This is a genomic window from Daejeonella sp., assembly GCF_037719425.1.
In the GTDB taxonomy this organism is placed as follows: domain Bacteria; phylum Bacteroidota; class Bacteroidia; order Sphingobacteriales; family Sphingobacteriaceae; genus Daejeonella.
In genome coordinates, this window is sequence record NZ_JBBJNI010000115.1 from 1 (window position 1) to 13,950 (window position 13,950).

The 13,950-nt window shown below is 47.1% G+C and carries 5 protein-coding genes; 3 read left to right on the forward strand and 2 right to left on the reverse strand.

The genetic code is table 11. The annotated features are described in order from the left end of the window. Positions 1 to 237: 237 nt before the first annotated feature. Positions 238 to 1,257, forward strand: a complete 1,020-nt coding sequence (locus WKF69_RS14200) for a type I asparaginase (RefSeq protein WP_340382735.1) — start codon at positions 238 to 240, stop codon at positions 1,255 to 1,257. A gap of 194 nt (positions 1,258 to 1,451) precedes the next feature. Here WKF69_RS14200 and WKF69_RS14205 read toward each other — a convergent pair whose 3' ends face one another. Further along, a complete protein-coding gene (locus tag WKF69_RS14205) occupies positions 1,452 to 2,354 on the reverse strand; it encodes a type IX secretion system membrane protein PorP/SprF (protein ID WP_340382736.1) in 903 nt (300 codons plus the stop codon). A gap of 515 nt (positions 2,355 to 2,869) precedes the next feature. On the opposite strand from WKF69_RS14205, the gene WKF69_RS14210 reads away from it, so the two are divergent. Together WKF69_RS14210 and WKF69_RS14215 are read left to right on the forward strand one after the other, a co-directional pair. Next, the gene (locus tag WKF69_RS14210) at positions 2,870 to 4,525 is read left to right on the forward strand and encodes a sodium/sugar symporter (protein WP_340382737.1); all 1,656 of its coding nucleotides are present in this window, start codon (positions 2,870 to 2,872) and stop codon (positions 4,523 to 4,525) included. A 6-nt stretch (positions 4,526 to 4,531) separates the two neighbouring features. Further along, on the forward strand, positions 4,532 to 6,802 hold the full coding sequence (locus tag WKF69_RS14215; RefSeq protein WP_340382738.1) for a hypothetical protein: 2,271 nt from the start codon (positions 4,532 to 4,534) through the stop codon (positions 6,800 to 6,802). 37 nt (positions 6,803 to 6,839) lie between these two features. Here the strand turns inward: WKF69_RS14215 and WKF69_RS14220 are convergent. After that, positions 6,840 to 13,950, reverse strand: a 7,111-nt coding sequence (locus tag WKF69_RS14220) for a gliding motility-associated C-terminal domain-containing protein (protein WP_340382739.1), incomplete at its 5' end; no start/stop codon positions are given.

Below are 13,950 nucleotides of genomic sequence, written 5' to 3' on the forward strand. Positions count from 1 at the left end.
TATGTAGCTCAGAAGCTCGCTGACCTGAAACAAGTCACAATAGAAGAAGTCGCGCGGGTCACCACCCTGAATTCAAAAACGATATTTGGCGTATAGTTGGGCAGCCGCGTACCCTGCTTCTGACATCCGCGCATTTGTCATTGCGAGCGAAGCGCGGCAATCCCCTGGCTATTCTCAATTCTCCCCTCTCAATTCTCAATTATCTCCTATATTTACATTCCCGCAACCGATTGTTAAATGACTAATGTACTGATTATATACACCGGTGGAACGATCGGCATGGTCACCGACCCTGAAACTGGTGTGCTCGTTCCATTCAATTTTGATCAGATAACTGACAATGTTCCAGAGCTTAAAAGGCTGGACTATAATTTCAAAGTACATTCGTTCGATCCGCTTATAGATTCATCGAATATGAGCCCGGACATTTATAAAGAGCTGGTTTCATTAATCGAAGAGAACTATGAGAAGTATGATGGATTTGTAATACTTCACGGATCCGACACCATGTCTTTTACAGCATCTGCTTTGAGTTTCATGATCGAAGGCCTGGATAAACCCATTATTCTAACCGGCTCTCAGCTTCCCGTTAACGGGATCCGGACTGACGCGAAAGAGAACCTGATCACAGCCCTTGAAATAGCAGCCGAGAAAAAGAGGGGGAAAGCCATGGTGCCGGAAGTGTGTATCTACTTTGATTATAAATTGTTTCGCGGTAACCGATCATTTAAATATAACTCAGACAAATTTGAGGCCTTTCGATCGCCGAACTACCCGGTGCTTGCCGAAGCCGGAGTTTACCTTGAGTTTGACAAGCATAATATCCTTAAACCTGGTGAGGGGCCGGTGAAATTCCATAAAAAGCTGGACAGTGCCATTGGTGTATTGAAACTCTATCCCGGGATTAGTCCTCATATTGTTAAAGCAGCCCTTTGCTCTGATTGCAAAGCGATCATCATGGAGACCTTTGGCTCAGGAAATACATCAACTCAAAAATGGTTTCTCGACCTGCTCAGGGGGGCCATATCGGATGGTAAACTCATCCTCAACATTTCCCAGTGTAAAGTAGGTACTGTAGAACTCGGACGTTATGAAACTAGTCGCGAGCTGAAGGAAATGGGAGTGGTAAGTGGTTTCGACATGACTTTTGAAGCTGCTGTTACCAAACTTATGTACCTTTTTGGAAATGTTAGGAGTAAAAAGAAGATCGCGGAGCTACTTGAGACAAATCTGAGGGGAGAGTTGACTTTATCTTAAGGAGTATCAAGAATCAAGTACTATACCTCGCTTTCATTGTGTTCAGTAATACTCTGGCCATATAACGCGGACGAAGCGGCAGCTAGCCAGTATGAATTTTACGGTTAAACCAAGAGCTGAACAGTAATAGCTCACACTGACGGCCCTCTACAGTTGGAAATCCAAAACTGTCTATTGGTAGCGCCCATAGCTCTCTAAAAATAACACTTCGGGAAATTCAACCCTTTAACGGGAAGTCGGTATTTGAGCATAAATTCATGAGAGCCTTTGTTAGTTTTTGTGAGCGCGGAGGTCGTGAAATCATAGGAATAGCCGATCTGAACGTTTTCTGTCAGTTCTATCTGTGCGATTGCATCAACAGAATCAAATGATCGCCACGAAGCTCCGAGCCATAAAGTTTCTGCTATTAAGAGACTGGCATTTAAATCAATCTGCAGTGGCGATCCGTTAACATACTTAACGAGTCCATAAGGCTTAAGTTTAAGGGTTTCACCAAGTGGTAGTATGTATCCGCCGGTAAGCAGGAAATGCGCCCTGTTATTAACGCCATCTCCGGTGCCTTTGATATTTTTTGAAATAAAAAAGGGAGAAGAAAAACCCACATAGAAATCCTTCGTAAACCACATTAATCCGAAACCCAGGTCCAACTGACTGTCAGACTGATCTTCAAAAAGCGGATCTGACCCTGAGATTGGATCGTATAACGAACTGTAATTTGCTTTGTAGGCGCTTAGCCCTCCAACCAGTCCGGCGGCGAGATAAGTGTCATCATCAAGCTTTACTCGTTGGGAGATAGATACAAGTGTACCGGTTTCTGTAATTACTTCTCCAATATGATCCCGGATTAACATAAAACCCACGGATGTATGCGAGCTTTTCAACGGGCTGTGAACAGAAAACGACTGGGTGTTAGGTGCTCCGTCAAACCCAGTCCACTGCTGGCGATAGACGCCTGTGAAGCTTAGCGCATCGTCTACAGATGAATATGCAGGGTTTATCGCAAGTCCGTTAAACATGTATTGCGTGAACATTGCCCGCTGCTGAGCATTCGCGACATTCATAAACGAAAAAAGAATAACTGTGACCAGGTATCTCATATCATTTTTTCAAAACAAATAGCCCTTTGGGTGAAACTTCAGGCATTAGGTATGTTATCAAAAAGTTCTAAAGCACACACCATATAGCTCCATCGGTCAAGTTCTTTGATACATCCATACGCCCGGTCGTTTGATATCGTAATGTCATAATTTTTGCAGTATCAATTACATTGCCCATCATTTAAACGTAGTTATCTCAATTCAAAATGAGCTCGAATACATTTTCCAGAATTAAATATGGGAGGAGCAATCACACTTTTGCTCAACTAAAATACAAATTATATAGGAGAATATCTTGATGTACGTCTGACAGCTCGTCGCACCCATCGAAAAATCCAACCCTATGGCAAAGCTACCTGCCGGCCGGCAGGGAGCGAAAAGCGCGGCTAGCCTAACCTAATAGCAGTAGTTCTGCTTTTCAGAGAATTGCGATAAGAATCAAAATGAAAATCTCTTTAGCGTTTGAATTAAAATGCAATTTTTTTAATAGGTTTATCTAACCAACGAAACCTAACATGCAAACACCTGACTACATTGTCTTCCTTATCTACTTTGTTATTGTAAGTGCTTACGGCTTGTATGTATACAAACGGAAGAAACATGAAGATTCAAAAGATTATTTCCTGGCCAAAGACTCACTGACATGGTGGGCCATTGGTGCTTCCCTTATAGCATCCAATATATCTGCCGAGCAGTTTATCGGCATGAGCGGTTCGGGCTTTACCATGGGCCTCGCAATTGCTGCTTATGAATGGCTCGCTGCGGCGACCCTCATAATAGTCGCTGTCTTCTTTATTCCGATATACTTAAAGAACAAGATCTATACGATGCCTCAGTTCCTGAAAACGAGGTATAATGATACCGTAGCAATGATAATGGCCGTATTCTGGTTGTTACTGTATGTTGTGGTCAACCTGACATCGATCTTATATCTCGGCGCTCTGGCAATCAGCAGTATTTCCGGACTTGATCTGGGCCTATGTATGGTGGCTCTGGCTGTTTTCGCTATCGTTATTACCCTTGGCGGTATGAATGTGATCGGCTATACAGATGTGATACAGGTGGTGTTCCTGATACTGGGAGGCTTGGTAACCACCTATCTGGCGCTGGATCTGGTAGCACAGCATTACGGGTCAAGCGGGCCGATAAATGGCTTCAACCTGATGACTGAGAATTCTGCTGATCACTTTAAAATGATCTTTAAGAAAGAAGATCCTCATTTTATCGATTTGCCCGGCCTTGCAATATTGGTTGGAGGTATGTGGATCGTAAACCTGAACTATTGGGGTTGTAACCAGTACATCACTCAGCGGGCGCTGGGAGCGGATCTTAAAACCGCCAGAAGCGGGATCCTTTTTGCCGCATTCTTGAAATTGCTTATGCCGGTGATTGTTGTCCTGCCAGGTATTGCCGCATTCGTGCTATATAAAGAAGGCGTATTCGAGTCGGAGATGATGCTCAATGGGGAAGTGGTAGCTGATCGTGCCTATCCTGTACTTCTTAATTTGCTGCCGGTTGGCTTAAAAGGTTTATCATTTGCTGCGCTTACAGCGGCTGTGGTAGCATCCCTTGCTGGAAAGGCTAATAGTATTGCAACGATCTTTACTCTTGATATCTACAAAAAGAAGCTGAACCCGGCTGCTGATGAGAAGAAGCAGGTTCAGGTTGGAAGATGGGTTATTATTATTTCGATGATCCTTGCTGTGGCCATTGCTCCTTACTTGGGAATAGACAAAAAAGGAGGCTTCCAGTATATCCAGGAATATACCGGATTTGTATCTCCGGGTATCTTCGCGATGTTTATCCTTGGTTTCTTCTGGAAGAAAACAACATCAAATGCAGCTTTATTTGCAACGATAGGCGGCTTTATTCTCTCTTGCCTGTTTAAGGTGTCTCCTGATTATGTAAATCTTGAATTCCTGCATTCATCCGGTTTTGCTGTGCTGAATGCAGACGGTGTTTATGAAATACCATTTATAGATCGTATGGGATTTGTGTTCCTGATATGTGTGATCGTCATGTATTTCATAAGTATTTATGAAACTCGCAATGGCGTTAAGCCAAATGGTCTGGAAGTGGACAGCAGCATGTTCAAAACCTCACCATCGTTTACTGTTGGCGCTCTTATCGTTATTGGTATAATCGTAGCATTATATAGTATCTATTGGTAATTGAATATGCTTCATAAGAATAAGTTATTAATTCTGGGTGTCCTGATCATTCCCTTGCTGATCTACACCTGCAAATCGTCCAATGTTGGGAACCCCTTCGGCAAACGGATGTTTAATCCGAAGCCAAATCCGGAATATTTGTCGCCGGAAGAAAGCATGAAGACATTTAGTCTTCCGGAGGGATATCATTTAGAGCTGGTTGCCAGCGAGCCGATGGTAAAAGAGCCTGTGGCAATAGCCTGGGATGGAGATGCGAGAATGTATGTGGCTGAAATGCTCACCTACATGCAGGACGCACAGGCAACTGGTGAGCGGTTGAATGTCAGCCGTATTTTATTGCTTGAGGATACGGATCAAGATGGGAAGATGGATAAGCGTTCTGTGTTTATTGATAGCCTGCTGCTTCCCCGAATGATACTCTGTGTAAATCGTGAGCTGCTGGTGAACGAAACAAACACGATAACTATTGCTGCCTACAAAGACACCAATGGCGACGGGCGGGCTGATTCAAAAAGGATAGTCTATGAAAATCCAAAATATTCTGCAAATGATGCAAATATGGAGCATCAAAGAAGCGGGCTTGACTGGAACCTGGATAACTGGATCTATTTGACATACGAACCGGTACGTTTCCGGTTTACAAATGGTATGATCAAAACAGATACGATTATCAGCGGAGGAAGCGGGCAATGGGGCCTGACCCACGACAATTATGGGCGCCTGTTTTATTCCAGTGCCGGGAGCGAAATCGCGATCCAGAAATTTCAGATAAATCCTGTATATGGATCACTGGATTTTAAAGATCAATACAGCGAAGAATTCAATGCCGTTTGGCCAATCATTGCAACTCCTGATGTTCAGGGTGGCTTGCTCCGCTTGCGTCCCGACAGTACCCTGAATCACTTTACAGCCAGCACCGGGCAGTCAATATTTCGGGGGGATGCGTTACCGAAAGATCTGGTAGGTGACTACATTGTTTGTGAGCCGGTTGGACGTCTTATTCGTAGAGCAAAGATTACCAATATAAAAGGCAAATCTATAGCCGGGAACGCCTATTACCGGCAGGAATTTATTGCTTCTTCAGACATGAATTTCAGGCCCGTAAATAGTTATACGGGTCCGGATGGCAACCTTTATATCGTTGATATGCACCGCGGAATAATTCAGCAGGGGAACTGGACAAAAGAAGGTTCGTTTTTACGGAAGGTTATTGATCGACTGGGGCTTGCGAAAAATGTGGGGCATGGAAGGATCTATCGTTTGGTACATGACGGATACAAATCTTCAAAGAAACCCAACATGCTAAATGAATCTCCTGCAAAGCTTGTAAATCATTTGGATCATCCAAACGGCTGGTGGAGAGATAATGCGCAAAAGCAGCTGGTTATACTGGGAGATAAATCGGTGGTGCCTGTTTTGAAGCAGATAGCAACGGGCAAACGTGGCACATTGCCTTCGAAACCATCACACCTGGCTCGTATACATGCTTTGTGGACCCTGGAAGGATTAAACTCAGTCGATAACGAGGTACTTTTGAGTGCTATGAATGATGAAGATGCACAGGTCAGGAAGACGGCAGTATGGATCAGCGAGCCTTACATAAAAAATAGTGACGCTCAAATACTGAGTAAACTTGACGAGCTCAGGGCAGATCCGGACTATAATGTCCGCACCCAGCTCTTGCTGTCACTTTCAGTTAATAAGGGAGAGACAGCACGGGGAATAGCCAGGAAATTAATAGAACAAAATCAGGATAATGAGATGTTGCTGGCTGCGAATGGTGCAATGCAGCGTCGCGATAGTATACAGGTTTACGGTAGCAGACTGGGCAACCTGGCTGTTGTTAATAGAAACCTGGTACTTAAAGGCGCTTCTATTTTTCGTTCGCTTTGTGCAAGCTGTCATGGATCTGATGCAAAAGGTTTGGCGAGTCTTATTGCTCCGCCACTCCTGGGTTCGAAAAGACTCGCTGGCGACAAGAACACAGCGATCAGGATATTGCTGCACGGTTTGACAGGACGTTTAGACGGCAAGAGTTACCCGGGTGACCTTATGCCTTCCATGGGAGCCAATAGTGATCAATGGATGGCTGAGGTCTTAAGTTTCGCACGGTTTGAATTTGGCCGCGCGCCCCGGAATGGCCCCTCACCATTTATCACTCCAGATGAAGTAGCAAAAGTAAGACGCGAAGCTGGCAGCCGTACACGAGCATGGACTGCTGCTGAGCTGGAGAAACTGGAGCAGGAGGAGGCTTTAAAAACTACAGGGAATAAATAATCACGCAGTGTTTTTTGAAAGTGTGTAAGGAGCTATTTTATTTCACTATCAGTATATACCCGGAAAACTTCTCTCCCATTTTTGTGTCGATTACGTAATAGTAGGTTCCTGCCGGTACCTGGACGCCCTGATAGGTACCATCCCATGGTTGATCGTAGCCTTGCGAGTGAAAGAGCTTTATACCATACCTGTTGTAGATGAATACAGTAGCTTCAGTGTAATCTTTTAATTTAGCAATATTCCAAAGATCGTTAGCACCATCACCATTGGGTGTAAAAGTGTTTGGGATTAATATTGGCTCCAGTACTTTGACAAAAACCTGGTCACTTGATGAGCAGCCCCATTTATTGGTTACCGTCAATGTGTAGGTCTGGCTCTTAGTTCCGCTAAATACAGGATTTTTCACAGTGTAATTATCAAGTCCGATAGCGGGCGTCCATAGATATTGCGCTTCAACATCGGCATCAGTATCCTTGAATGTTATCGATTCATCCAGACGAATAACTTTGTCCTTTCCGGCAGATACTTTTGGAAGTGGATTTACGGTAATTAATACTTCATCTGAAATAGATGTGCATAATCCATTACCCGTTGAAGACATTGTCAGCTTAGCCCAGCCAATCTTTATGTCCTTGCTTCCTGGTATATAAGTGGCTTTAGGAGCGGTTTTTGACGGTAAGAACTGGCCATCGCCGGTGCTTGTCCATATCCCACCTGAAGCACCACTAAAAGATCCCGATAAATTAACTTCTGTCCCATTCGCACATACGGCCTGATCAGCGCCTGCATTAACAACCGGAAGCGGAACCAATGTCACAGCCATTGATGATATTGCCGGGGCACAGCTTACATTATTTGTCGATGTCAACGTTAACACTACTTTAAGAGCAGTCTTATCCGCAGATGAAGGAATATATATTGCGTTCAGGCTTGTGTTTGATGGAGAGAAGGTTCCGGTTCCTCTGCTGCTCCAGATCCCGGTGGTGCTTGTCCCCTGAACAGAGCCTTTCAGATTTATTGCATTTGTACTCACGCATAACGTTTGATCGGCCCCCGCAATCGCTATCGGAACCTCGTTGATCTTAACATCTACGGCTGATACCGCGCTTACGCAGCCGTTTACCATAATGGATACAGTATACTTGCCCGTATTCGCACTGTTAGCCAGATTGATACTCGGGTTTTGGAGACTTGAAGTGAAATTGTTGGGTCCCTCCCAGGTATAGGTTGCGCCGGGAACATAGGTTGCGCCAAGCACAATTGAATTCCCGATACATACAGGTGAATTAGAAACGACAACGGGTGACACAGGAATTGAATTAACGGTTACAATAATCTCTTTTCTGGCACTTACGCAGGTATTGCTTATAGCCTGAACATAATATCGTGTCGTTGAATTTAGGGCTGGCGTGGTAAAAAAGTCACCGGTTCCTACCATCATACCCCCGATGGACTTGTCGAACCATTGGTAAGTTCCTGTCGGATCAGACACCGCGAGGACTGCATTGCTTCCCTTGCAAATGGAAATATCCCTTGCCCCTGGTACAACAGGTATAGCAATAATGGTAACTGTAGAGGTATATGTTGCTAAAGCGCAGCCTCCATTCGCAGCAATAGTATTTGTGATAATGTAGTTGCCCGGGCTGCTTATTTCCAGATCGATTTCTCCGGTACTTGTACTTAAAAATACAAGGGCGGGTGATGAAGATGTGAAAACCCCTGCACTAGCGCCGGCCGGGAAATTCGGGAGCGCGTTCGTTGCTCCCTGACAGTAAGGGCCGCCGTATGAGAAGGTGGCATTAGGGAAGTTAGTTATTGTCACCTTTGCGTAGGTTACCCGCGGGCATGGCGAATTATTTGTAAAGCTGACAGTATACGTTCCTATTGCACTCGCCAATACATCTATTTCTCCTGTGTTCCTGTTTAGAAATACAAGTCCGGTGGTTGAACTGAATGTGCCGCCTCCTGTTGTATAAATTCCAGGCGGAGGCGTAACCGCTATCCCTGATTTACAATAGGTCCCCGATGAATATGCAAATTCCGGATCAATTATGGGATTTACTACCACAGTTACAGCTGACCTCGGTCCGGTACATGCGTTAATGGTTGACTGGACATAATAAGTGGTAGTAGTTTTTAGGACAGGTGTGGTAAAGGTAGCCGTGGTTGCTAGCAGGGTTCCACCTATTGGCGCGTTAAACCATTCGTACAATCCTCCGGGCGCGAAAGCAGTAAGGTTTGTGCTGTTTCCCGCACAAATAGTGGTGCCTCCTGAGACTGTGGGAGAAACAGGTGATGAACTAATGGTAACGGAAACACTATGAACAGCAGCAGCGCAACCGCCGCTCGCGGTAATGTTATTAGTTACCAGATAAGTTCCCGGTGTGCTCGCACTCAGGTTGATCTCTCCGGTACTTGCGCTGATAAATACCAGGCCGCCGGCTGAAGCGCTGAACACGCCGGCGCTTGCCCCCGGCGGAAAAATTGCTGCAGCGTGACTTGAGCCCTTACAGAATGAGCCTGATCCATATCCAAAAGTAGCAACAGGGAAATTGGTGATGGTAATATTTGCAGTGCTGATTCTCGGGCATTGCGAATTGTTTGTGAACGTGATGGTATAAGTACCCAGCGGTGTGGCAGCTACGTTGATCTCTCCGGTATTAGCATTGGCGAAGACCAGGCCGGGCGTAGCGCTGAATGTTCCTCCCACCGCGATATACAGCTTTGGTGCAGGAGTTACGGCAGGTCCCGATTTACAATAGGTTCCTGAGGAATATTCAAATTCGGGATTTATAACAGGAATAGTTATCACAGTTACTGCAGAGAGGCTGCTGGTACAACCGTTAATCGTGGTTTGGACGTAGAAAGTCGTATTCGTGTTTAAGACGGGTGTAGTATAGCTGCTTCCCGTTTGCAAAAGGTTTCCGCCTATGGGGGCATCATACCATTGATAATTTCCCCCGGGACCGGTTGCAGTAAGGGTGGTACTGTTTCCTACGCATATCGCGGGAGCGTTAACAATTGGAGCAGCCGGAATCGGAATTACGATAACCGTTACCGGCGTTCTTGGACTCGTACATCCATTTATGGTGGTTTGAACATAGAAGATTGTATTAGCTATTAATGCTCCGCTGGTAAAGGAATTTGCCGTTGCAAGAAGGTTGCCTCCTGTAGGAGCATCATACCATCGATATATGCCCCCGGGTGCTGTGGCATTGAGGGTTGCAGCATTTCCTGAGCAAATGGTAGCACCGGCAGCAGTAGGGGCTTGTGGAATGGCTGTTACTGTAACTGTAACTGCTGTTCTTGGTCCGGAACATCCGTTAACGATGGCTTGTACATAATAAGTTGTGTTCGCTGTTAGTATCGGAGTGTTGAAACTGGCACCAGTTAATAGAAGGTTTCCTCCGGAAACGGCGTCATACCATTCGTATATTCCACCTGGGGCTGTTGCCGTTAGGACCGCCGAACTACCTGAACAAATTATTACTCCCGGAGCAGTCGGCGCGACAGGGAGGGGCGTAACTGTAACTGTCACCGCTGTTCTTGGTCCCGGGCATCCGCTGATGGTTGTTTGAACATAGTAAGTGGCATTCGCAGTTAAAGCTGGTGTGCTGAAGCTGGTTCCAGTCGCAAGCACACTTCCGCCGGATGGGGCGTCAAACCATTGGTATGTTCCTGCAACAACGGTTGCCGTTAGGGTTGCGGTGCTGCCAAAACAGATAGTGGTTCCTGAAGCGGTAGGTGCTCCGGGAAGAGGAGTTACTGTCACCGTAACCGAGGCTCTTGGTCCCGCACATCCGTTAACGACAGACTGAACATAATAGGTGGTATTGGCTGTTAACAATCCGGTAGTGAAAGAATTAGCTTTCACCAGCAGGTTGCCTCCTGAGGCGGCGTCATACCATTCGTATATTCCTCCCGGACCGGTTGCCGTCAGGGTTGCTGTATTACCTGAACAAATGGTACTCCCGGCTACGGATGGGGCAGTTGGCCTGGGACTAACAATAACTTCTACCAGCGTCCTTGGCCCTGGACATCCGCTGATTGTCGTCTGCACATAGTAGCGGGTGGTGGCGGTTAATGTTGGGGTAGTAAAGCTGGGGCCTGTAATTACCAGGTTCCCCCCAATTGCCGCATCATACCATCCGTATGTTCCTCCCGGGGCGCTGGCTGTTAGGGTTGTGGTAGTGCCGGCACAAATACTATCGCCTGCAGCTGTTGGCGCAGCCGGGAGCGGGGTTACGGTCACCTGTGCCGGGCTTCGTACACTGGTACAACCATTTACAGTAGTTTCGACATAAAATCTGGTGTTTGTTATTAACGCATTTGTAGTATAGCTGGATCCGGTTGCCAGCGCTGTTCCGCCCGTCGGGGTATCATACCATCTGTAAATGCCTCCAGGCGCAGTTGCTGTTAAGGTTGTGGTGCTGCCTGCACATATGGTAACTCCTGATACCGTTGGTGCCGGGGGAATAGGAGTTACTGTCACCGTTACTGAAGTTCTCGGGCCGACGCATCCGTTAACCACCGACTGAACATAATAAGTGGTATTAGCAGTTAAAACCGGACTGGTAAAGGAGCTTCCTGTTTGCAGCGGAGTTCCCCCTGTCACTGTATTGTACCACTCGTATATACCTGAGGACCCGGTTGCTGTCAGCGATGCCGTGCTGCCTGAACAAATGGTCCTGCCTGCCGCTGTTGGGGCAAAAGGTTTCGGACTTACAATAACCTCTACCCGAGTTCTAGGTCCCGGGCATCCGCTATTGATAGCCTGCACATAGTAGTTTGTGTTTACGTTTAATACAGGGGTTGTAAACCCGGGCCCGGTCATTATCAGGTTTCCCCCAACGGCAGCGTCGTACCATTGGTAAATTCCCACTGAGCCGCTGGCAGTCAGCGCCGCGGTCTCACCTGCACAAATATTAGCTCCTGGTGCTGTGGGAGCACCCGGGATTGGATTTACCGTAACTAAAACTGCTGTTCTGGCACTGGTGCAGAGGTTCACTGTAGTTTCCACATAGAAAGTTGTACTCGCTGTTAATGGATCTGTATTGTAGCTAAATCCTGTGTGCAGCAGCGTTCCGCCAGACGGAGCATCGTACCATCTGTAAGAGCCACCGGGTGCGGTTGCTACTAAGGTTGTGGCGCTGCCAGCACAGATCGTAGTGCCCGATGCGGTCGGTACCGCAGGTTTGGGAGTTACATTAATTGTTACTGAGGTTCTTGGTCCGGGGCATCCATTGATAATAGCCTGCACATAAAATGTCGTCGTTGTGCTAAGATTTGGGGTTGTGTAAGAGGCTGAAGAATGAAAAGCGGTACCTCCGGTTGCAGCGGGAAACCACTCGTAACTCGTGGCGCCAGCCGCGTTCGCGGTGATTGTGGTAGGGCTTCCCTCACAGATTGTTGTAAGTCCAGAAAATGTGGGTGCTGCGGGAGAAGGTTTAATTATTACTTGAAAGGTCTTAACATCGGCGCATCCCGCTCCACTGATGGTATTGGTTATAGTGTAGGTTCCCGGAGTACTCGTAATTAAATTAATCTCACCGGTGCTGGTATTAACAAACGCCAAACCTGCAGTAGAGCTGAACACACCCGCACTTCCTGAGCCGGTGAAAATTGGCAATGGATTAGTACCGCCAACGCATACGGGACTAGCATAAGTGAATGATGCGTCTGGAGCGTTTGATATTGTAATTGTAGCACTAGTTGTACTAGGGCATTGAGAGGTACTGGTATAAGTAACGATATAGGGGCCAGCAGGGGTTAAAGCCACATTAATCACCCCCGTGTTAGGGTCAATGATAAGGCCAGCCGGACCACTGAAGGTGCCCGGGCCATTGAAGATTTGCGGAGGAGGTGTGACGGGATCTCCCAATTTACAATACGTTCCTGACGAATATTTGAATTCAGGATTGATCCGGGGAATAATAGTCACCGTAACAGCCGTCCGTGGGCTTGCGCAGCCGTTGACCGTGGTTTGAACATAATATGTCGTAGTGGAAATTAACACTGGTGTAGTATAACTTGCTCCAGTGTTCAAAAGATTTCCACCTGAAGAAGAATCAAACCACTGATAAGTACCTCCAGGGGCAGTGGCATTTATAGTTGTGCTGTTGCCTTCGCAGATAGTAATTCCCGACGCCGTTGGTGCTGCAGGAAGCGGTGTAACAGTAACCGTTACCGCTGTTCGTGGCCCGGGACATCCGTTGATACTAGTCTGCACATAGTACGTGTTGCTGCTGCTTAAGGCCGGCGTTGTATATGAAATTCCAGAAGCCAGGAGTGTTCCCCCCGAGGGCGCATTAAACCATTGATAGCTCCCACCCGGCGCAGTTGCTACCAAAGTAGCAGTACCACCTGCACAGATCGTTGTGCCTGATACAGTGGGTGCAGCTGGAAGCGGTGTAACACTCACAGTAACCGGGGTACGAGAGCTAATGCATCCTAATAGAGTTTCTACATAATAAGTAGTAGTGGCGGTGAGTACGGGTGTGGTAAAGCTTGCTCCTGTTCCCACCAGTGTTCCACCAGATGAGGCAGTGTACCAGCTATAGGTCCCTCCCGGTGCAGTCGCGGTTAGCGTAGCAGTGCTGCCGGAGCAAATTGTTGTTCCCGAAGCGGTTGGCGCCGAAGGCAATGGATTTACATTGACTGTCACGGCGGTTCTTGGACCTGTACAGCTATTTACTGTCGCCTGAACGTAGTAGGTAGTAGTTACTGTCAGGCTGGGAGTGGTGTATGAAGCTGACGTTCCCAGGAGGTTGCCGCCAGTTGAGGCGTCATACCACTGGTAGGTTCCGCCCGGGGCCGTTGCCGTTAGAGTTGCTGCGGTGCCTGTACAAATTGTCGTTCCCGGAGCTGTTGGGGCAGCCGGAAGAGGAGTGACGGTAACTGTTACTGCCGTTCTTGGACCGGGGCAGCCGTTAACCGTGGTCTGGACATAGTATATCGTGTTGACCGTTAATGCCGGAGTGGTATAGGATGTTGATGTTGCGAGTAGTGTTCCCCCCGAGGCCGCATCGAACCATTGATAGCTCCCCCCCGGAGCGGTTGCTACTAAAGTAGCGGTATTTCCTGCACAGATCGTAGTGCCCGATACTGTTGGCGCTGCTGGAAGCGGTGTAACACTAACAGTAACCGGG

Coding starts and splice junctions, on each gene's coding strand:
- WKF69_RS14205 (WP_340382736.1), bottom strand. CDS start 2,354: ATGAGATACCTGGTCACAGTTATTCTTTTTTCGTTTATGAATGTCGCG.
- WKF69_RS14200 (WP_340382735.1), top strand. CDS start 238: ATGACTAATGTACTGATTATATACACCGGTGGAACGATCGGCATGGTC.
- WKF69_RS14215 (WP_340382738.1), top strand. CDS start 4,532: ATGCTTCATAAGAATAAGTTATTAATTCTGGGTGTCCTGATCATTCCC.
- WKF69_RS14210 (WP_340382737.1), top strand. CDS start 2,870: ATGCAAACACCTGACTACATTGTCTTCCTTATCTACTTTGTTATTGTA.